The sequence below is a fragment of the Candidatus Poriferisodalis sp. genome, assembly GCF_965204195.1.
Taxonomy (GTDB): Bacteria; Actinomycetota; Acidimicrobiia; order Acidimicrobiales; family Poriferisodalaceae; genus Poriferisodalis.
This window is the reverse complement of sequence record NZ_OZ241975.1, coordinates 1313240-1333734: the sequence shown is the minus strand read 5'-3', so window position 1 is coordinate 1333734 and position 20495 is coordinate 1313240. Positions and strand designations below refer to the sequence as shown.

14 protein-coding genes are annotated in these 20495 nt (G+C 63.2%); 5 read left to right on the top strand and 9 right to left on the bottom strand.

Translation table 11 applies throughout. The annotated features are described in order from the left end of the window. The first annotated feature begins 66 nt into the window (after positions 1 to 66). Positions 67 to 456 (top strand): very short patch repair endonuclease, encoded by a 390-nt coding sequence (locus ACOGI8_RS05880; protein ID WP_419856370.1) that lies wholly within the window; start codon positions 67 to 69, stop codon positions 454 to 456. A 300-nt stretch (positions 457 to 756) separates the two neighbouring features. Beyond that, positions 757 to 999 carry a hypothetical protein gene (locus ACOGI8_RS05875; protein ID WP_419855954.1) on the top strand — a complete coding sequence of 81 codons (243 nt, stop codon included), beginning with the start codon at positions 757 to 759 and terminating at the stop codon, positions 997 to 999. 230 nt (positions 1000 to 1229) lie between these two features. On the opposite strand, the gene ACOGI8_RS05870 is transcribed toward ACOGI8_RS05875, so the two are convergent. The 6 genes from ACOGI8_RS05870 to ald form a co-directional block, all read right to left on the bottom strand. Continuing rightward, positions 1230 to 4058, bottom strand: coding sequence for a Z1 domain-containing protein (locus ACOGI8_RS05870; protein WP_419855953.1), 2829 nt, complete (start codon positions 4056 to 4058; stop codon positions 1230 to 1232). Positions 4059 to 4185: 127 nt separating this feature from the next. Next, positions 4186 to 5154 (bottom strand): PD-(D/E)XK motif protein, encoded by a 969-nt coding sequence (locus ACOGI8_RS05865; RefSeq protein WP_419855952.1) that lies wholly within the window; start codon positions 5152 to 5154, stop codon positions 4186 to 4188. Then, positions 5154 to 6674 carry an ATP-binding protein gene (locus ACOGI8_RS05860; RefSeq protein WP_419855951.1) on the bottom strand — a complete coding sequence of 507 codons (1521 nt, stop codon included), beginning with the start codon at positions 6672 to 6674 and terminating at the stop codon, positions 5154 to 5156. The genes ACOGI8_RS05865 and ACOGI8_RS05860 overlap by 1 nt, the downstream gene beginning before the upstream one ends. Further along, on the bottom strand, positions 6664 to 8898 hold the full coding sequence (locus ACOGI8_RS05855) for a hypothetical protein (protein WP_419855950.1): 2235 nt from the start codon (positions 8896 to 8898) through the stop codon (positions 6664 to 6666). The genes ACOGI8_RS05860 and ACOGI8_RS05855 overlap by 11 nt, the downstream gene beginning before the upstream one ends. A gap of 135 nt (positions 8899 to 9033) precedes the next feature. Further along, complete coding sequence (locus ACOGI8_RS05850; RefSeq protein WP_419855949.1) at positions 9034 to 10140, bottom strand: DNA cytosine methyltransferase; 1107 nt, start codon at positions 10138 to 10140, stop codon at positions 9034 to 9036. A gap of 251 nt (positions 10141 to 10391) precedes the next feature. After that, positions 10392 to 11504: an alanine dehydrogenase gene (ald, locus tag ACOGI8_RS05845; protein ID WP_419855948.1), complete on the bottom strand. Its 1113-nt coding sequence runs from the start codon at positions 11502 to 11504 to the stop codon at positions 10392 to 10394. Positions 11505 to 11604: 100 nt separating this feature from the next. Between ald and ACOGI8_RS05840 the strand changes: the two genes are divergently transcribed. Then, positions 11605 to 13290, top strand: a complete 1686-nt coding sequence (locus ACOGI8_RS05840; protein ID WP_419855947.1) for an AMP-binding protein — start codon at positions 11605 to 11607, stop codon at positions 13288 to 13290. Between the two features lie 87 nt (positions 13291 to 13377). Here ACOGI8_RS05840 and ACOGI8_RS05835 read toward each other — a convergent pair whose 3' ends face one another. After that, positions 13378 to 14364 carry an NADPH:quinone oxidoreductase family protein gene (locus ACOGI8_RS05835; RefSeq protein WP_419855946.1) on the bottom strand — a complete coding sequence of 329 codons (987 nt, stop codon included), beginning with the start codon at positions 14362 to 14364 and terminating at the stop codon, positions 13378 to 13380. A gap of 162 nt (positions 14365 to 14526) precedes the next feature. Here ACOGI8_RS05835 and ACOGI8_RS05830 point away from each other — a divergent pair, with 162 nt between their 5' ends. Further along, positions 14527 to 15555: an isopenicillin N synthase family dioxygenase gene (locus ACOGI8_RS05830; RefSeq protein WP_419855945.1), complete on the top strand. Its 1029-nt coding sequence runs from the start codon at positions 14527 to 14529 to the stop codon at positions 15553 to 15555. 36 nt (positions 15556 to 15591) lie between these two features. Here ACOGI8_RS05830 and ACOGI8_RS05825 read toward each other — a convergent pair whose 3' ends face one another. Both ACOGI8_RS05825 and ACOGI8_RS05820 read right to left on the bottom strand, forming a co-directional pair. Further along, positions 15592 to 18075: a CaiB/BaiF CoA transferase family protein gene (locus tag ACOGI8_RS05825; protein WP_419855944.1), complete on the bottom strand. Its 2484-nt coding sequence runs from the start codon at positions 18073 to 18075 to the stop codon at positions 15592 to 15594. 58 nt (positions 18076 to 18133) lie between these two features. Next, positions 18134 to 18814, bottom strand: a complete 681-nt coding sequence (locus ACOGI8_RS05820) for a hypothetical protein (RefSeq protein ID WP_419855943.1) — start codon at positions 18812 to 18814, stop codon at positions 18134 to 18136. Between the two features lie 167 nt (positions 18815 to 18981). On the opposite strand from ACOGI8_RS05820, the gene ACOGI8_RS05815 reads away from it, so the two are divergent. Then, positions 18982 to 20436: an amidase gene (locus ACOGI8_RS05815; protein ID WP_419855942.1), complete on the top strand. Its 1455-nt coding sequence runs from the start codon at positions 18982 to 18984 to the stop codon at positions 20434 to 20436. Positions 20437 to 20495 lie beyond the last annotated feature (59 nt).

The window sequence follows — 20495 nt, the reverse complement described above, 5'->3', positions numbered from 1 at the left end:
TTCAGAAATGTTGCTAGAACCGGTCCCGTGGAACCGAAGGCGCTGCCGGGCCCGGCGTCTGAGCGAATGTCGAAGCAGCGCTCCCGCGACACGGGACCGGAACGGCTCATCCGCTCGGCACTGCACCGACGTGGTATGCGCTACTTCGTGCACCGCCGGCCGCTGCCCGACGTGCGCCGAGAAGCCGACCTGGTGTTCCCTCGCCTGCGGGTGGCAATCTTCGTGGACGGCTGCTTCTGGCACGGCTGCCCGGAGCACGGCACCAAGCCCCGCCGCAACGCCGAGTACTGGGAGACCAAGATCGCCCGCAACCGAGCCCGCGATGCCGACACCGACGCCCGCCTGCAAGCGGCCGGCTGGACCCCAGTCCGCATCTGGGAACACGAACCCCCCGACCAAGCCGCTGACCAAATAGAACAACTCATCCGAGCCCGAGCCCGCAGCCTGGGCCGGTAGCTCGCCCGTCTTGTTGGCCAGCACTCACAGGTGTGTGCAAGACCGGCAGTCGTGACTGTGTGAAACCGGCAGTCAGACCTGTGCAAAAGCGGTAGTCGTGGGTGTGTGAAATGTGCATTCGCGACTGTGCAGAACCGGTAGTCGACGCCATCCCCACCAGCAATCGCTGGGATGGATGCGCTGGGCGACCACGCAGACAAGAACGCCCGATCACCACCGCCTATGGCATCGATGTTGCGCCCGATCACCTATCGCCAAAATCGGTGGAAGCCCCGCAACCGAAGGCATAGTCTCGTTGACGTGGTTGTGACGCTGAATCTTTCCGAAGATGGCATGGCGAGACTCCGAGCCGAGGCCGAGCGTCGTCAAATCAGTGTCGACGCCGTCATCGAGGAATGGGCCGTTTCGCTGCCTTCCAACGATCGGCCTGCCAAGCACCGGCAGCCCAGTTTCGTAGCCATGGGAACCTCCAGCTCGGGTCGACGAGCTGCGGAGGCCGACAGCATGCTCGCCGAGGGCTTCGGCAGCGATCTCTCGCATTGATCGTTGATGCCAGCGTCCTCCCGGCGATTGCAGACCTGGTAGATCCGGATCATCAGTCCTGCGCGGATCCCGTCAGCCACGATCCGGATGAACTCCGTGCTCTATCGCCTGTCCTTGAAGAGGCGCAGTACCTGATCGGGCGTCAACTGGGTACGCCCTCGGAGAAAGATCTCTTCCGAGCACATACAGTCACCAGAGATTTCGAACGACGACGAGTTCTCAACACTACTTTAGGCGCCATCAGTTCCCGTAACGGCGATGATGGGTTCTTCTGCCTTAGTTCCATCCCGCACTTTGAAGCTGACGTATGGATAGTTGTCCCTCCGAGCGGAGGCCGGCGGGACAATCCGCATCGCAAATATGCACGTTTCCTTCGAGATAACCTCTGAATCGGCAAGCTTCAATTCCGTGATTGGATGAAGCAGAATTGCACCGCGACCAGGCTGCGCTAGATTCTCTGCGGCAGAGTCCTGATATTGCGCTTTAGTCGGGATACCGGCAATCTTTCTCAACGCCTCGCGATGTTTGGGGTCACTAATGTTCTGGAATAGAGGGTCACGTTGTCGACGACGATACGAAACACCCACTCTGCCATACTCTGGAATATCCATTACAGCAGTGGTATTGAGCAAAGGGACGACAATGGCCCAGTCATTGATTACCGATGCGGATTCCTGCAGAAATGCCAAGTCTGCTTCGAAATGATCACTGTAGCCCCACCTGTGTAGCGCGAGAGACTCCAACACAGCCTCATGTGACATGAGACCTAACTTCGCCTGGTAACTCCCTAGGTTGGTCTTCTGGGGGAACATCAGGATGACATCGCTTGTGGCTTGCCGTACCAATGACAGCATAACATTGGAATTATGCGCGATATCGGCCGACACCGTCGGATAGGCAACTGGCTCAATCTCTTGCAAGCGTCGAACTTCAAGATATGCATTGAACATCTTGTTGGGAGCAGTCGGACGTAGCCACGGCAAGTGCTGCGTCACCAACGGAGCCACTTGTGCCGGCGTAATCTGGGGCCGGCCATCTACCAATTCAGCGTATCGGCGCAGCTCCGCTCGAAACTCTTCTTCCGCCAATACTACCGCACCGAATGCTTCATACAAGTCGTAGGCCCGGGATTTGGTTTCTACGTTGCGGTCGATATAGAGCCGGACCAAGTCTCTATAGCCGTTGCGAAACCCAAACCATCGCCCCATTTGCATCAATGTGTCCGACTGATGGGTCTTGCGCCGATAGTAGGATACTGTCAGTCCCTCGATAGTGAACCCTCTACTCAACTTAGCTCCGCCAACCAGGACGCGCCATACTTCACGCTTATCGAAGTCGACTTCTTCAGTCGCCATGTCCCTATTGCTGTTGACTATTATTGCTACATCACTACCCTCAGTCATCTTCCGTACAGCTTCTGCGAGATGCGGCGCGAGCTCATCAAACTCGTCAGGAAGGGCGTTATCACCGACTAGCGCTGACGTCGGAACTACATCTGCTTCATACAAGTGACGCAGCTCTTGAACACCAGTCGGACTATTGAATGCCGCAGTTCGCCATGCTGTGTTGATTTCTTGCGCGAGCCGCTGATGCTCCACCTGCTTAACCGACTCGTGCACGAGCATCGTGTGGTGGCGGAAATTCATACCATACGTAGATTGCCGCCACAATTTGATTGCACCAGACAGGACGTACATACGCAGCGCATGTAGCAATTCTCCTTGACGTTCGGCGGCTTGCTCCTCGGTGGCATTCAGGTCGCGAATATGTGCGCGTTCCTTTGGTCCGGGCACGATGTTGCCGTCATCGTCTAAGTCCGAGTCAAGGTCATGAAAGTCCAGCGCACCCATATAGCCAGGCGGGCGCCTCAGTGCAACAACATAGTCCTTTGGAAATATGTCCTGGCTATCGTCGGGATCAACGAATACGTTTGCAAAAGGGGTCGCTGTGTATCCGATGTACTGTGCGCGAGGCAGCAACTCGAGTATGTCCGCGATTAGTTTGTTGATAGCGGTCCTTTCTCTTTTGCCTGCATTCCACTTCGCCGGGTTACGCGTGTTGACTGATGCGAGGTCCGACTCGTCGTCGATGATCAACGCCGGAATCTCGCCCAATAGGGGTCGTATTGTCTTCAGGTCAGTGACCAAGCGTCGCAATACTGTTGCATTCTTCTTGACAACCGCTAGGCGTGCGGAACAGCGATACAGGTTCTTTGGATCGTTCAGTGGTAGAGAGTTATCCCACTTTTCGAACTCTAGCGCTGTTATGCCCGTCAACAAGCGACGATAGTCTCCAGTCCTGTTGCTGAATCGATGATTGGTGAGACGTATGACATCAGGTCGATTCAGCTTGGACGGAAGAACGCCGTGTTTAAGGAACTTCGGCCACTCAGGATCGTCTTGATAGTCAACTGTCGACAATAGCTCTATGTCATCTGGGTCGATGTTGCGAAGGATGTTCTCTGAACCGACCAATTCCATATCAAGCCGGCGCTGAGTTTGTTCCCGCAAGAGGTCGATGGTACCCGTCATGACAATGAGCAAACGATAACCCGAGTCGATGGCTTTCGCGAGGACGCCTGCAATATTTGCCGTCTTGCCGCTCTGCACATAGCCAACTACGAGGCCCTTGGACTGGAATGACTCGTGACGTGCGGGATCTGACAGGCGTCGCACAACATCTGTCGTTGCAGAGCTCAATTCCGAGACGGACTCAACGCCCCAACCTTTGTGGCGCAACAGATAGTCTTCGTAAGCTGGCCAATAGAACTGTCGTTGCTGCTGAAGTTCAGGCGTATACCACGGTTCATATTCTTCTGAAATGATCAGATTCTGTTCGAGTGAGATGGGAAACCATGTTGTTAGTGACCCACGCTCCGAAGCTGGGATATCGAGCGCATCATAGATCGCCGTCCGACGCTCATTTGATCGCTTTCTCGTTCCGAGCACCCAGGCTGCATCGCTATCATCGTCATCCCATAATGCAACCTGCAGTTGGAAGGCTTGCCGTAGCGGTTCATTGGGCCCTGCTATACCCAGGTATTCGATGAGGAGGGGCATTGAGACGGTGATTCCTCCTTCGGACGCTTCGAAGCTGAGCCGCGGTGCCAGCGGTCTAGGGCCGGAAACTCTCATCCCGGCGAGTACACCCAGGTAACATTGTTCTTGTTGTTGATCCATTGGAATATTAAATGTCCCGCAATTCTCTCGGCGGAGGTTCTGGCGTTAGCCCGGCTGTGTGGAGCACATAGCTGACCCTGCTGAACCGTTCGACCGGTAGTTCCGCCAGTTTCAAACTGCGCGGTGTCAGCGCTGGAAAGCTCTCATCCACTCTGTACGAGAGCGTTGGCCCTCGCTTCGCGAATCGGCGCGTATAGAGATGGCCTTGGTTTACGTCCCATCCCAGATGCATTAGCTGCTCGATGAAGCGCATCTTCAGCCTAAGGTCTGACAGGAGGCCGCTAGTGTGTTCGATCAACGCAGGCAACGTGTTACCGCCGACCCCGGTGGTCGTAAGCTGCACCGAAACCAGCCACAGTTCTCGATCAGGCGACGGCTCCAACTGCGTCAGGCTCGAGATATGATGGCTACGGTCCTCAGTCAGCGTTGTTTTGATTTCGAGGTCAATGTTGTCGAGGCCAAAATCGTGCTCCTCAGAAATCGGACCCCTCCAAGAAGCTACGGCAGCCTGGGCTCCGACGTTGCCGATCAGATGACCTAGTATCAGTAGCTCACCAAACAAGCCAAGTTCTTGATGGTCGCTTAGCCTGCCAAGAGCACTAAGAAGTTCTTGGTGGGACTCGATTGCGCGTTGTATCGCGTCCCCCATCTCGCGTCCATCAATTTGCACAAAATCTGCAATTGCAGTCAGCATCGAGTATGCACCGCGAAGCACATGCCTGCCGGTCACTGCAAGCTCGACCCATTCGCCGGACGCATCGGTTCCTACTCGAATGTCTAGGTGCCGGTACCGTGTCAATTCTGGCACTTCATGTGCAGAAGACCACGGGCCGCGTACGGCTATTCGGTTCTCGGATGGTTCGATGATCAGCCGAACTTCTGGGGTACCGCTGATAACGATAGCAGCGGGCGCATCTGCCTCCAGATATGTGACGAGATTCGACCAGGTCAGATGGCGCTCATTAGGGACAGACATCAGCTTGCCTGAGCCTCTGCAGCTGCCATTAGGACTGCATTCCAGAGTTCCAGGTTGTCTTTCTGTTTTGCGCCCAAGTACTCACCTCTGAACAGATCGTGGACCAAGAGATAAATTGTGGCCTTGAGCAAGGGCGCATCGTTGAGTGAGCCAGCCCAGCCGCCGTTGACTGCCCAGCGGTAGTTGAGGTTCAATTCAATCGTCTGATTGTCAAGGTTGATTCGGAAGAACTGGTCGTCCTCAAGATTCTGCCACCTGATACTGACCGGGTCTGCACCAGGTATGAAACTCAGTTCAGTGCTGATTGCCTGTCGAAGTCTTGGCGCGAATCCTCGCCCCGGAGGAAGGACCGGTCGCCGGGTGCCCACAGGGGTACGGCTCTCCCGCAGTCGCTCATATGCATCGTCGCAATACGACCGAAGGTTGAAATCGCGATCGTGCGCAGACTCAATCGCATGGACGAATGGCTCCACAACACGTATCTCAGTTTTCTCTGGATTCATCGATAGCAGGCCAGCTAACTCGTCGTTTACATCGACAGCAACTCTGGCCAGCCGATAGCGATCATTTGGTTGAATTACTCCGTTCCATCCTCCCGACTGGAGTAGCCTGTCATTTCTATAGAAGTAGAAGCCTTGGCCCTTGTGATGCAACCTGTATGGCACCTTGAATGCCGGCAATTCAGACCTGGGTGGCCACAGATGGCACTGGAGCTCGACACTGTGCTCTTCGAAAGACGCAAGCAGCAACTTCGGATAGCTAGCTCGACCTGTTCGGCGGTATCCAAACGGATCGATCGGCACTGCGGTTTGGGAGAGACCTGTGCTGCCAATCTCTGCATCCTCGATGTCGAGGGTGATCGAGACGGTCTCGTTGTGAATGAGTCGGTGAAACACAAGACCTAGGTGATCTCTGACTCTTGGTAGCACCTGCTCCAAGTATTGATCGGTTGTCGAGGCATCTTGGGCGGCAGGGAAGTTCGTGACCCCATCCCATCGGACCAGCGTGCCGGATTGAACGGTCAGTGGACTCCAAGATCTGTTAAGCGCCGTTGCCGCAAACTCGGCTTCCACTACGTCGCAGATGAAGTCAGCACTTACGTTGTCCTTCAGCCACCTGCGTCCGCACGCCACAGAACCGCTGGTTCGGCTGATGACGGTCAGACTCCGCGCCTGGCCGAGCGAAGCGGCCTTCAGGCCCAGCCCGAAATGTCCCAGATCGCTCGTCTTGTAGTCACGCCGTTTTCCCAGCGCCATCGCGTCGTCGAGGTCGTCGTCCTGCATTCCACGCCCGTTGTCCACCACGCACAGGCTCACAAGGCGCGCGCCGCGCCGAACAAAGCGAACGAGCACCTGCGAGGCTCCCGCGTCGATGGAGTTGTCCACGAGATCGGCGATGGCAGCTTCGAGTGCGTAGTTCAGCCCGATCGCCTCCATGATCTTGGGATCGGGCGGAATAACGGTGGCGCCTGCCACCCGGACCTCGTCCGACCAGTCGCCGCGGCTCTGTTCAGACACCATCCAACCCGGCCTCTGCGATGAGGGTGTCGAATTCCGGCAACATCGCTAACACCGCTTGGGCCGCGGCGCGGCGGGATGCGGCCATGAGGTCGCCGTCCGGGGGCTCACCAGCTTGATTCGCTCGACGCTGGTGTGCATCAGCGACAACCATGTAGACGCCGAAACCCAGTGCGTAACGATTCTTGAGCTGACGCACACCCTGGTCGCCGATCGATCGGGCGCGCATAGAGCTATAGGCCTTGAGGGGAGTGAAATCCTCATTGAGCTTCAATAGAAGGCCCTCTACCTCCGCTCCTGCGAACCGCTCGTAGCCGTCACCAAGCTCTGCGAACGTCGACGCCGGCACCAGCTCTGCCTCGCCGGGCGTGTTTGCGCCCCACTCTGCTTCAGCCTCATGCGTGGTCCACAAGGTTGCGATCGGCATCGTGCCGCGTACGCGCTTGCCGTTATCGGGTTTCGGTGCCGGCGGCTCGGGTCGATCGTCTTCATCAACGATCTCAAGGCTCGCTACGTACTCAAGAGCATCGTGGAGATGTCCGTGACCAGACACCCATGGCTCGATTCGGACCGTCAGAGTTGCTGTCATCAGTTCCGCATCGGCCGGTACCGCCACCGAGACACGTAGACGACCCCGGCGCAACTCGCCGACGGTCAGGTCCTCCTCTGGATCGATGTCCAGATGTGTGGTCGTCGCCTTGCACACCGCCCGCTTGGGAATGAAGCCATCACGCGCATCGAGTGAGTAGTAGATGCCGTGGGTCCGTCCTCTCTCGAGACGCAGCGAGTCTCGACCAGACAGGGTCGTGGGATCGTCCAAGAGATTCAGCGGGCGGTCTGGACGTTTGCGTCGTTTTCGCTTCGGATCAGGCGCGGCTCGCCAACCTCGCGACTCGGCGGCCTTCGCAATGCGTTCCGAGAGGTCTGCTGTGGAGCCGTCGCGATTGCTTCGCCGAATCGACTCACGAATCATCTCGTTGTTGGCCTCTTCCAACTCATCCCAGTCGTTGAGGAACGAGACGAGTTCCTCCTCCAACCGGACCGCGTGCGGGTTGCGCAGGAGTTCCGTCCGATCTGCCGTAAAGAGACTCGTTCGCAACTCCAGCGGCAGCGGGTCCGTGTCCAGCACAACAAGAATCCTGTCGGCCAGCTTGTGGAGGTTCGTGCGATGTCGGAACTCTGGAGAGGTCCAGTGCGCGTGCACCTGGCCGTTGGAATTGAGCAGCAGGGCGTGGTTGCGGGCGACGAATCGACGCCGGGTCCCGGCGTCGGTGCCGCTGGCAAACAAGTAGAACTTGACCGGAAGCTGGTAGGTGCGCCCGTCATATCCGAAGGGCAATTCCTCGGACCCCTCCGTGCGATCAGATCGCGGGTTAGTTGCAAGGCGCCGGCTGAGCCCCCGCAGCTGCGTCAGCCGCGAGCCACGAGACTCCAGGACAGGGGCAGTCAGCTGGATCGGCAGCGGAGGATCGAACAGTCGAGTGTCGATCATGGTGTCAAGGGATCTCTCGTCTCCAAGACGTGAGACGAAGATCCCCTCGCCCCGGAATCCAACCACTGCGAGGCGTGTCCCGCTGTCGAAATCGGAACACGCTTCAGCTGGCAGCACGAGCGGGTCAGCGTCGTCGCCGTCCGCGCTCCATGGGGACACCACCCTGTACAGCGCGGTTTGCGTCTGCCGGTTCCCGACTCGTTGCCAGCGAATGACGGCTAGCACCACGCCCGCTTGGTCGGCCACGGCAGATCGCGACATGACGACCCAGCCGTGCGCATTCGGCAAGACTGTGAGCCCACCTCGCCCGAATGCGCCCATTAACCACAGCACGCCATCCTTTCGAGACGACCCGACACGCAGCAGCGAACCGGCGATCTCCTCCGGACGCATGCCGATACCAAGGTCTCGGAATACGACGGTTCTTTCGCGCCGCCTGTCAAGGCCCGCCGATCTCAACTCCACTTGTGCCTTGGCCGCTGCATCAACAGAAGCACCAGGGCCGAACAGCTCCCTAACTGCCGCAGCGGGGGTACTGAAGAGCTCTGCAGAGGCCTCTGGGTCGAGGACTTCGTCACCGAGTTGCTCGAACGCTTCCCGAAGGATCAGAGCATCCAGCATGTTCGTCACCAGCTCGGTGAGCTTGTGGTCGAAGTTGCCGCCAGCGGCCGTGAACAGTCCTCGGTTGCCCCAGCGATCACCGACGGGACGCTCGTGCGGGGCGTACGGCTCCATTCGTCTCCAGAGCGCATCTAGCTGCGCTGGAGTCTCGACGGCTAGGGCCTCCTCGTACAGCCCTCGTGCCTCGGCAGGGCTAGGGCGCTTAGCGAGCACGACGCAAACGCCGCTCCAGTCCGGCAGTCGATCCGCTCATGCTGCCATTGCTTCGCGCACGGCGGTCGTGTCGGAGAGTGCCGACAGAATGTGGCGCCCGAGGGCCTCGCCCAAGGGGAGCGGCACGGCGTTGCCAAGCTGTCGGGCGATGGCAGTCTTCGAGCCACACCACTCGTAGTCGTCAGGGAACCCCTGGAGTCGAGCAGCTTCGTGGTGAGTGATGGGCCGGTGAGCCGTCGGATGCAGATACCGACCTTTCTCGGGCTTGAAGAACTCGGTACGGATGGTCACGGAAGGCTGATCCCACAGCAGTCGGCCCATCACATCTCCAGCTCCTGTCCGATGTGACCTCCAGCAGGGAGCTTGAAGGCTGTAGGGAATATTGAACCTGTTGCCCCCTTCAGGGATCGAGCGGTAGCGCATGAGGGACCGATGCGTGAAGTAGCGGGTGAGGTGCAACTCCTCCCCACGGAAAGGTCCTGGCACCTGCTGTCCGCCAAATTCAGTGTGACGATCTGGAAGATCTCGTTGCTGCACGTCGTCTGTCAACCCCTGAAATGCCTCTCGAACATCCGAACGCTGCGGGGATTGAGGGGGCTCTCCCACAGGCCGCCGCCCGCGCCGCCTTCCGATGACGATCGCTCTCCGGCGTCGCTGCGGTGCCCCATAGAGGGAGGAGTCCAGCACGAACGGTTCGATCTCATAGTCCGCAAGACGCTGATCCGGCAGACAGGCATCCTCTAGGCCCGAGAACTGCTCGGACCTCAGAAACTCGCGCACGTTCTCGAGCACGAAGAACTCGGGACGTAGCACCGCGACCGCCTCGACGTATTGCTCCCATAAAGCGTTCCGATGGTCTGCCACCTCTTGCTTGCCCAACGACGAGAACCCTTGACATGGCGGTCCACCTAGTACGACATCTGCCCCGTCTGGATGGTGCCCGCCTTCGAGCCAGTCTTCGATGGTGCCGAGGAAGACGTGATCGGCGCCGAAGTTCGCGGCGTAGGTAGCAGCCGCATCAACGTCAGAGTCAACGGCGGCAACCGGTCGAAACCCGCCGAGATCTGAGTTCGCCCGCAGGAATCCGGCAGTGAGGCCGCCGCAACCAGCAAAGAGATCGACGATGGTGTAGTCAGCGCTCATGGCGTAGCCACCCCTTGCCGGCGATGGAGAGAAGAGGATCGAGTTATGTGCATTTTCGATCAGCCTCCTACTGCTATGGGCAACTGTGTACCCCACTCACTGCGGCACGCCGCGGTAATGAGTCGCTATCTCTGACTTGGTCGAACCACCACCTTGCCGAGGGGGTGTGACAGCGCTTCGGCCCGAGACACTGCCACAGAACGGCGGCGCAGGCATCTGCGTTGCCACGATTCGGCGCTAGTGCTGGAGCGCTAGAAGCCGAGAGCGGTGAGGGGGTCGGTGTAGGGGAGGTCGAGGGCGGCGGCTACGTGAGGCTCGGTGACGCGGCCCTTGTAGACGTTGAGGCCCGCCCGCAAGTGGGGGTCGGTGCGCAGGGCGTCGAGGCCGTTCTCGGCGATTGCCAGCACCCTTGGCAGGGTGGCGTCGCTGAGTGCCCGGGTTGAGGTGACCGGCACGGCGCCGGGCATGTTGGCGACGCAGTAGTGCACCACGCCATCGATCACGAACGTCGGCTCGGCATGGGTCGTGGGCTTGGATGTCTCGAAGCAGCCGCCTTGGTCGATGGCCACGTCGACCACAACCGATCCGGGACGCATCTGCTTGATCAAGTCGGCCGTCACGAGCTTCGGTGCCCGGGCGCCGGTCACCAGCACGGCGCCGATCACCAAGTCGGCGTTCTGCACCTCAGTCTCGACGGTGGCCCGGGTGGACGTGACCGTGACGACCGACGCACCGAAACGCTGCTCGAGGTGATCCAGGGCAGCCGGGTCGATGTCGAGCACCCGCACGTCGGCACCCATGCCGATAGCGATCTCGGCCGCATTCTCGCCGACTACTCCCCCGCCGATGATTGCCACGCGCGCCGGCGGCACACCGGGCACCCCGCCGATCAGCAGGCCGATGCCCCCATGTGCGGTCTCGAGCGCCCACGCCCCCGCCTGCACGGCGAGTCGCCCGGCGACCCGGGACATCGGTGCCAGCAACGGCAGCCCGCCAGGCGAGTCGGTCACGGTCTCGTAGGCGACACAGGCCGCGCCCGAATCCACCAGATCGGCCGTCTGGTCGGGATCCGGCGCGAGATGCAGGTAGGCGAACAGAATCTGGCCCGCGCCGAGCATCTTGCGTTCGGACGCCTGCGGCTCCTTGACCTTGACAACCAGCTCGGCCTTGTCCCACACCTCGCTACAGCTGCGGATAAGCGCGCCGGCAGCCTCGTATTCGGCATCGGACACGCGGATGCCGGCACCGGCGCCACTCTCAACGAGCACTTGGTGATCGTGCAGCACCAGCTCGCGCACGGCGTGCGGCGTCAGCCCGACGCGTTGCTCGCCCGCCTTGAGCTCACGAGGCAATCCGATCAGCATGCGGTCACCTCCCGAGCAGGTGCCCAATTCCCCATGCGCCCGCTGAGGGGGCGCACCCCGTTCAGGCCACGAAGCCCGGGCGAAGTCTACGATTCCGCCGATGGGCACCCGCGACCAGGGGACCGACACCGATACAGCTGCGGCGGGTGGCGTCAGCACTGACGGCTGGACGCTGCCCGATCTCGTGCGGCAAGCCGCGGCCTCCCACGGCGACAGAGAGTTTCTTGCGTTCGAAGACGGCCGCACGCTCAGCTTCGCCGAGCTCGACAGCCACACCGACCGGCTCGCTACCGCCCTCGATGATCTCGGCCTCCGGCCAGGCGACCGGTTGCTGGGTCTGCTCACGAACAGCCTCGAGTTCATGCTGCTGATGATCGCCACCCACAAGCGGCGGGCGATCTTCGTGCCGATCAACACCGACTTGCGCGGTGCCTTTCTGGAGCATCAGGTCAACAACTCAGAGCCCCGCATCGTGGCCGTCGACAACGGGCTGCTCGAGCGCTTCGATGACATCGAGCCCGGCTCGCTCGAGCCGTCCGAGACTGACATTGAGGCCACGATCCTGGTCGACGACGGCGCTTACGGCGCCGGTGCCGGGGGTGTGCTCATGGGCTCGGTGGAGGTCTCCATCGAAGAGCTGCTGGACACCGAGGTGCGTCCCGAGGCCGTGCTGGCGGCCGAACCCAGCGATGTCTGCACGATCATGTACACCTCGGGCACCACCGGGCCCGCCAAGGGTGTGCTGATGCCCCAGGCGCACTGCTACCTGTTCGGCCTCGGCACCGCCCGGAGCCTCCAGATCACCCCGGACGACCGCTTCTACTGCTGCATGCCGATGTTTCACGCAAACGGCCTGTTCATGCAGGTCTTTGCGTCGCTCCACGCCGGCGCCTCCGTGTACGTGGAGAAGCGGTTCAGCGCCGGGAAATGGCTCGACACGGTGAGGCGGCACCAGATCACGCTGACGAACGCCCTCGGGGTCATGCCCGAGTTCATCTGGCGCAGCCCGACCACGGACCGCGACCGTGACCATCAACTGCGGGCCGTCATCGCACTGCCCGTGGCGGCGGAATGGGCCGCCGCCTTCGAAGAACGGTTCGGCGTGCGGATCATGCAGGGCTACGGGATGACCGAAGTCAACATGGTCTCCTACACCAGCTTCGACGACCCGGTCATGTCGGGCTGCGCTGGGCGGCCGCTGGCCGACTTCTTCGACGTCATCGTGGCCGACCCCGAGACCGACCGACCCGTCACGTCGACTGAAACCGGCGAGATCTTGGTGCGTCCCAAGGTGCCGTACTGCTTCAACGTGGGCTATCACCGCATGCCCGAACGCACCGTGGCGGCGTGGCGGAACCTGTGGTTCCACACCGGCGATGCGGGAAGGTTCGACGAGACCGGACGGCTGCACTTTATGGACCGGCTGAACGACCGCATCCGCCGACGCGGCGAGAACATCTCCAGCTACGAGGTGGAGACGGTGATCAACGGACACGACGGCGTGATCGAGTGCGCGGTCGTCGGCTTGCGCGTCGAGGGTGCCGGTGGAGAAGATGAAGTGCTTGCCGTAGTCGCCATGAGCGGACCGGCACCCGATCCGGTCCGTTTTCTGGATTGGTGCGTGCCCCGCATGCCCCGCCACAGCGTGCCGCGCTACCTGCACTTCGTGCGCGAGCTCGACAAGACCGCCTCGGGCAAGATCCGCAAGCAGGCCATCCGCGACGCCGGCGTCACCGCGGACCTGTGGGACCGCGAGTCAGTCGGGTACACAGTGGCCCGCGGCTGAGCGGGCACCAACAGCCACAGTGGCCCGCGGCTGAGCGGGCACCAACAGCCACAGTGGCCCGCGGCTGAGCGGGCGTGTCAGGTTCGTCTACAGGTCGGGGCGGAGCAGGACCCGGCCAGTGGTCTTGCGCTGGTGCAACGCCTGCAGGCCGTCGATCAGGCCTTCGAGCGGCAGCTCCTGGCTGACGAGCGGGTCGAGCCTGCCGTCGGCCACCTGCGGCCAGATCTCGGCGTAGCACTCGTCGAGCACCTCGTCTTTGCGTCCCCGGTAGCCGCCCATGTGCACGCCGACCACCGAATAGTTCTTGACCAGCAAGTGGTTCGCCGGGGCCTGCGGGATCGTGCCGCTGGCGAAACCGACCACCAGCAGGCGGCCTTCCCATGCCACCAGCCGCCGGGCAACATCGAAGTACTTGCCGCCGACGGGGTCGTAGATGATGTCGCAACCCCGGCCGCCGGTGGCATCCATCACCGACTGGTACAGGTCGTCGTTGTCGTAGTCGATGACGATGTCGGCGCCGAGCTGACGGCAGGTCTCCACCTTGGCGGGCCCGCCAGCGGCAGCGAGCACAGTGCAGCCCGCAACCTTGGCCATCTGCACCGCAGCCGAGCCGACGCCGCCCGCCGCAGCCAGCACCAGCACCGTCTCGCCGGCCTGCATCTGCCCCCGCCGATACAGCGAGAACCACGCCGTGCCGTAAATCACGTTGGCGGCACACGCATCTGGGATCGACACATCGTCGGGCACGTGCCGTGCCGTGGCACCCCTGATGAGCGCTTCGCTGGCATAGCCGCCCCAGCTGCCGACACCCGAGCCGATGACCCGGTCACCGACCGTCAAGTCGCAGTCGGGGCCGACCGCGGTCACGGTGCCGGACGCTCCCATCCCGGGCGTGAAGGGCGGATCCCACCGCTCCTGGTAGGTGCCCTGGCAGTGCAGGATGTCCGCGAAGTTGAGATCGGTGGCCTCCACGGTGATGCGTGCCTGGCCCGGACCGGGTTCGGGCGAGTCGTACTCGCCCAGCTGCAACACATCCCACGGGTAACCCAGCTCGTTCAGTCGCCACGCTCTCATCAGTTCCCCTTGAAGTCGCTCGTATCGCAGATCGGGCAGGCTCGATGCAGCCGATCCGATCCGGCAGAACCGTACCAACGGCCCGCCACGCGTTCAGGGGCTCAGCGCCCCCGACACACGAGCCGTCGCACGCGTACGCTCGGGAGAGCGCAAGGAGGCACCGTGGCGCTCACGACGCAGGACCGCAGCACCTCACCGCCGCCGGAGCGGCAACCGGGCGAGAACGCGGACAGCAGTTCCGACGTCATTCCGGTCTTGGACTTGGCGCCGCTCAATGAGCCGGTACCCGATCCAGCGGCTCAAGCTGCCCTCGCCGCCGAGCTGCGCGACGCCCTCACCGAAGTTGGCTTCTTCTTCATCGTGAACCACGGTGTGCCAGCCGAGACCATCGAGCACATGTTCGACGAGGCCCGCCGCCTGCATGCGCTCCCCCAGCCGGTGAAGGACTCGATCCCGATGGGCAAGCTGGCAGGCGGCTACCTCGGCATGGGCGGTGGAACGTCGTACGCCTCCGACATTGCCGGGCCCGTGCGCAAGCCGAACCAGAACGAGGCGTTCTTCTGCCACCGGCACGGCTACCACACCGAGAACCAGTTCCCGCCGCTCGAGGACTTCGCACAGAGCTGCGAGAGCTACATCGACCAGCTGATCGCTCTGGGCTCACGGATGCTGCCGATCCTGGCGCTGTCGCTCGACCTGTCCCCCGACTACTTCGACCCGCACTTCGACAAACCCAGCGTGACCCTGCGCATGTCGCACTACCCGCCGATGGACTACGACGACAACGAGTGGGGCCTCGCACCGCACACAGACAGCTCGGTGTTCACGTTCCTGCCGGCCAACGACGTGCCGGGGCTGGAGATCCGCCCGGCCGGCTACGACTGGATCAAGCCGCCGCAGATGGCGGGCTCCTATCTCGTCAACAGCGGAGACATGCTGAAGCGCTGGACGAACAACGTGTATCTGTCAACGGCGCACCGGGCACGCAACCTCTCGGCCGGCGACCGCTACGCCGTGCCGTTCTTCTACGGAGCCCGCGACGACGCACTAGTCGACCCCGTGCCCACCACGGTCAGCGACGATCGCCCGGCTCGCCACGAGCCGATCACCTACGGCGACTACCAGCGCTGGTTCCTGAATCGGAACTACGAGAACGTCACCGGCGAGAAGGTCGGCACGTTCGAGAGCTGAGCCCGCGGCTCGGGGGCAGTCCCACCCGACCGTCGGCTATTCGAGCACTCCGGCCACCGCCAGCTCGGCGATCTGATCCGAGTCGTAGCCGAGCAGTCGCTCCAGCACCTCGAAGGTGTGCTCGCCGTAGGTCGGCCCGCCGTGGTGGATGCCATCGGAACTGCGTGACATGGCAAACCGAGCGCCTTCCACCCACATGGTGCCGTTCGTGGCATGGGTGACATTGCGGAAGTGATTGCGATGCACGAGTTGACCGTCGATCGGCATCGTCACCGAGGTCGGGATCGCATGAGCAGGTATGCCCGCACTCTGCAAGAGCGCGTCGGTTTCGCTGCCTTCCCGGCACGATGTCCACGCCGTGATCGCTGCGTCGATGTCGTCGGCTCGCTCCCGCCGCTCAGCCAGACCCAGCTCGCCGAACTCGCCCAGCGACTCCCCGACAATCCAGCACAGTGCCTTCCATTGGTCGTCGTTCTCGCAGGCGATAGCGATCCAGCGGTTCTCGCCCGCGCTCGCGTAGACGCCGTGGGGCGACATCTGCGGATGGGCGTTGCCCAGCTTGGCGGGCATCTGGCCGTTGAGCGTGTAGTCGAGCACCGCTGGCGCCAGGAACGACATGGACGCCTCGGCCTGGGAGAGGTCGATGTACTGGCCCTCGCCGGTTCGGTCTCGATGGTCCAGCGCCGCCAGGATCGCCGTGCTCAAGAATCGTGGGGACACGTAGTCGGTGTAGGCGCCAAAGACGCCGGCGGGGTCACGGTCGGGCCAGCCGGTCATCTCATAGAAGCCCGACATCGATGCCCCCATGGTGCCGAAGCCTGCGAGCGACGACAGCGGCCCGAACTGCCCGAAGAGGCAGCTCGACGCCATGATGATGTCGGGATTCACCTCGCACAGGTCGTCGTATGACAGGCCCCACTCGCGCATCGCCCTCGGCGAGAACGACTCGCAGACCACGTCTGCCCAGCGCACCAGGTCGAGCACCAATTCCCGGCAGGCCGGCTGGTCCAACTTCGCCATGTCGATGGTGATGCCGAGCTTTCCTGCGTTCATGTTCTGATAGAGACCGCCGTTGTCAGGGCCGCCTTCATCGTTGAGGAACGGTTGGATGGTGCGGGCCGCCTCGACCTTGTTCGACGATTCGACACGCACCACGGTGGCGCCCCAGTCGGCCAGCACCCTCGTGGCCGCCGGCCCGGCCATCACCCACATGAAGTCGAGGATCTTGACGTCGGCGAGCGGCTGGGCGGGGTCGCGGTGACCGGCGGGCACCGCTGCGGTCAGGCGCTTCGACACATCCTCGGCAACCAGCGCAGGGGTGCGCGGCGCTGCGGCGGAGTCGGCCAGCACCGCATCGGTGTGCTCGCCCACTGTCGGCGGCGGCCCCGCGAGTTCGACCGGCGTGCGGCTCATGAGCGCGAACGGACCCGGGAAGCGCACGGCCTGCTGGTCGCCGACATCGATGTCGCGCCAGAAACCCCGCTCGGCGTAGTGCGGCGCCTCCACCACGTCTTGCACCGTGGTGATGGGCACCATCAGCAGCCGCTGCTCGAGTGCTGCCTCGAGCAGTTCCGCTTTGGTGCGCCCTGCGGTGAAATCGGCGGCGACCTGCTGGATGCGGTCGTACTCGCCGAAGCCGATGCGACCCGTCATCACGCCTTCGACGAAGTTGATCCAGTCGATCTCGAGGTCGGCGTCGGAGCAGCCGCCCTGGGCGTGCATCCATTCGAACAGCCGCTGGCCGAACGGGCCGATGGACTCGCCGAACAGGATCGTGGTGGAGACGTACCCGTCCGCGGCCGGGGAGCGCAGGCGGACCGTGAACGGGCCCAGTTTGACGCCGCCGCTGAAGCGTGTGGCCTCGGGCGAGTTGTACAGATGGCACAGCGACATCGACTGCAGCGCCTGGCCGGCGGCCTGCTGGGCGCTCACGTCGACGTGCTGGCCCCGGCCCGAGCGGCTGCGCTCGCGCAATGCGATCATCGTGGCGGCCGCTGCTTCGGCAGATGCGTGCAGGAAGCACTGGTCGAGCGGGATGCGCAGCGGCGGCCGGTCTTCGTCGCCGATGATGTTGGACAGCATCGAGGCCGCCGAGACCACGAGGTCGGTCGCGGCCCAGTGCGCCTTGGGTCCGCTCTGGCCGAACGGCGTGATCGACGTGTAGACGAGAGCAGGATTCGCCGCAGCCAAGTCGTCGGCGCCCAAACCTCGAGCGGCCATCGCACCGGGCACGTCGGACTCGATCACCACGTCAGCGCCGGCTGCGAGCTCGAGAAGCCGGTCACGGCCCTCATCGGTGTCAAGGTCCAGCACGATGCTGCGCTTGCCCCGGTTGTACGACCAGAACCACAGGGAAGCCTCGGGGTCGTCCTCGCGGCCTGCCACGAAGGGGCCGACCGTGCGCGCCGCCGACCCGTCCGGCGGCTCCACCAAGATCACATCGGCACCGAGGTCGGCCAGCACTGCCCCGGCCAATTGACCTCGATGATCCGACAGGTCCAGTACTCGACAGCCCAGCACGACGACGCCCTTCCGTTGGTTGCGCGCAGAACCTAGTTCGGCTGCGGGACGCCTCTGATCAGCGCCCCAGCACCGGCTGTGCCTCCACCACTCGCAACGACACAGGCGTCGGCACGATGACTGGCCCAGCGATCCCGCTCAGTCCGGTGTTTGAGGTCCAGCGCACCGTCCAGACCGTCTGCACCGTGCCGCGGAAACGACCCGTGAGCCCTGCAGTGGAGGCACGCTGGAAGACGTGACTGCACAGCGAGCGAGTCCCGGGCACGAGCCAGGGCAGGCCAGGACCCGGGCACGACACCAGCGGTGAACCGTCACCGGGGACCAGCTGCAAGGTCACCGGCGTAGCGACGAGGGTGACCACGACCTTCCCGGCGGCGACGACGCGCACGATGGGCCGCCAGCTCGCAGCCGACACCCAGAACCACGTATCGATGCCGACCAATGTGCGCACCCTCTGCGCCGGCGGCGCGAACAGCGGCACCGGGCGCGGGAACGACAGCGACGACAGGCCCAAGTTGGCGGCCTTGCCGACGCGCTCGGCCTTGTGGGCAGGATCCCGGCTGTCCACCTCGATGCGCAGGTCTCCCAGCACGGGATCGCGTGCTGGTGGCCGCTCAGGTAGCGCCGCACTGCCGCCCCGCAGTGACAGGGCGGGCCCCGCCGACGCCGCTGACGCCATCGGAAGGCTCAGCAGGCCCAGGCTCGCGCTCAGCACAATGAATTTCGTGATATTTCGCATCTGCCTACCGTCGTGCCGCTGCACGCCGCAGACAAGCGATTTTCGGCATGCTGGCGCAGGCAGGCAGCAGGCGGATGCGGCGAACTAGGTTGCCTGCACCGTTCAACACGAACGTGGCCAGGACGATCCCGGCCACCACCGACTTGTCAGTGCAGGAGGTCCGGCACATGGCCGCGGATGATTTCGCCTACGCCACGACTCTGGAGACTGCGGCCGCCATCGCCGCTGGGGATGTCTCCTCCAGGGAACTGCTCGAAGCGGCGCTCGCACGGGTGGACCGTCTCGACGGTCCCATCAACGCCGTAGTGGCACTCGATGCCGAGCGCGCACGGACCGCTGCCGATGCGGCAGACGCAGCAGTGGCCCGCGGAGACGAGCTGGGGCCGCTGCACGGCGTTCCCGTCACCATCAAGGACTCGTTCCAGACCGAGGGGCTGGTCACCACCTCCGGCGCCCCGGCGCTCGCCGACTTCGTGCCTGAGCGCGACGCCGATCCCGTGGCTCGCTACAAGGCTGCGGGGGCGGTGGTGTTCGCCAAGACCAACCTGCCGCTGTTCGCGGGCGACGCGCAGTCGTACAACGAGGTGTACGGCACCACCGCCAACCCGTACAACGTGGAGCACACCCCCGGCGGATCGTCGGGCGGATCGGGGGCGGCGCTGGCTGCCGGCTACACCCCGCTCGAACTGGGCTCTGACATCGGCGGTTCCATCCGCATCCCGTCGCACTGGTCGGGAGTCACCGGACACAAGCCCAGCTACGGCGTCGTGTCGGCACTGGGCCAGATCCCCGGCATGCCGGGCACGCTCAGCCAGGCCGACATCGCCGTTGCCGGACCGATGGCACGTGACGTCGACGATCTGGAAATGGCGCTCGACATTCTGGCCGGGCCTGACGCGTGGAACTCCAAGGCGTATTCGCTCGACCTGCCGCCGGCCCGCCACAGCGACATCTCCGACTTCCGGGTGGCGGTGTGGCTCGACGAGGAGCTGTGCCCGATCGACACCGAGTACCGGGAGCTGCTGCTGGGCGCGGCCAGCGCGCTGGAACAGGCGGGCGCCCGGGTCGACACCGAGGCTCGGCCGTCGTTCACGTTCGAGAAAGCCGTCGACACGTTCCTCCACCTGCTCTCCGCGGCCGAGGCCGGCACATGGACGCTCGCCCAGCTCGAGGAGATCGCGTCGTCGAGCGACGAGCCTCAGGGCGATCTGGGCATCTGGTATGCCGCGATGCGCCACCGGGAATGGCTGAGCTGGCACGAGCGCCGGCTGCAGCAGCGCAGGCGCTGGGAGGAGTTCTTCACCGACTGGGATGTGGTGCTGCTGCCGGTGACGCCGACCGCTGCAGTCCGCCACGACCACAGCCGCCCGGCCACCAACCGCCGCATCACGGTGAACGGCGAGAGCCGGCCGTACTTCGACATCATCAAGTGGATGGGGCTCACCGGCGTGTCATGGCTGCCCGCCACCGTGGTGCCCGTCGGCACAGTGCCCGCGGCCGGGGGCGATCTGCCCGTCGGGGTGCAGATCGCAGGACCATTCCTGGAGGACCGCACGACGCTGGCTGTAGGCCGCTTCCTGAACGAGGCGCTCGGCGGATTCCAGCGACCGTCGGGCTTCTAGGCCACGCTGCGCTCGTCCTCCAGCCAAGAGCCGAAACAGCTTGCGAACCCTTCGCAGCG

What these genes read in the sequence shown, in the direction of transcription:
- ACOGI8_RS05880 (WP_419856370.1), top strand. Translation starts at nt 67, where the DNA reads ATGTCGAAGCAGCGCTCCCGCGACACGGGACCGGAACGGCTCATCCGC.
- ACOGI8_RS05870 (WP_419855953.1), bottom strand. Translation starts at nt 4,058, where the DNA reads ATGCCCCTCCTCATCGAATACCTGGGTATAGCAGGGCCCAATGAACCG.
- ACOGI8_RS05865 (WP_419855952.1), bottom strand. Translation starts at nt 5,154, where the DNA reads ATGTCTGTCCCTAATGAGCGCCATCTGACCTGGTCGAATCTCGTCACA.
- ACOGI8_RS05860 (WP_419855951.1), bottom strand. Translation starts at nt 6,674, where the DNA reads ATGGTGTCTGAACAGAGCCGCGGCGACTGGTCGGACGAGGTCCGGGTG.
- ACOGI8_RS05855 (WP_419855950.1), bottom strand. Translation starts at nt 8,898, where the DNA reads ATGGAGCCGTACGCCCCGCACGAGCGTCCCGTCGGTGATCGCTGGGGC.
- ACOGI8_RS05850 (WP_419855949.1), bottom strand. Translation starts at nt 10,140, where the DNA reads ATGAGCGCTGACTACACCATCGTCGATCTCTTTGCTGGTTGCGGCGGC.
- ald (WP_419855948.1), bottom strand. Translation starts at nt 11,504, where the DNA reads ATGCTGATCGGATTGCCTCGTGAGCTCAAGGCGGGCGAGCAACGCGTC.
- ACOGI8_RS05840 (WP_419855947.1), top strand. Translation starts at nt 11,605, where the DNA reads ATGGGCACCCGCGACCAGGGGACCGACACCGATACAGCTGCGGCGGGT.
- ACOGI8_RS05835 (WP_419855946.1), bottom strand. Translation starts at nt 14,364, where the DNA reads ATGAGAGCGTGGCGACTGAACGAGCTGGGTTACCCGTGGGATGTGTTG.
- ACOGI8_RS05820 (WP_419855943.1), bottom strand. Translation starts at nt 18,814, where the DNA reads ATGCGAAATATCACGAAATTCATTGTGCTGAGCGCGAGCCTGGGCCTG.
- ACOGI8_RS05815 (WP_419855942.1), top strand. Translation starts at nt 18,982, where the DNA reads ATGGCCGCGGATGATTTCGCCTACGCCACGACTCTGGAGACTGCGGCC.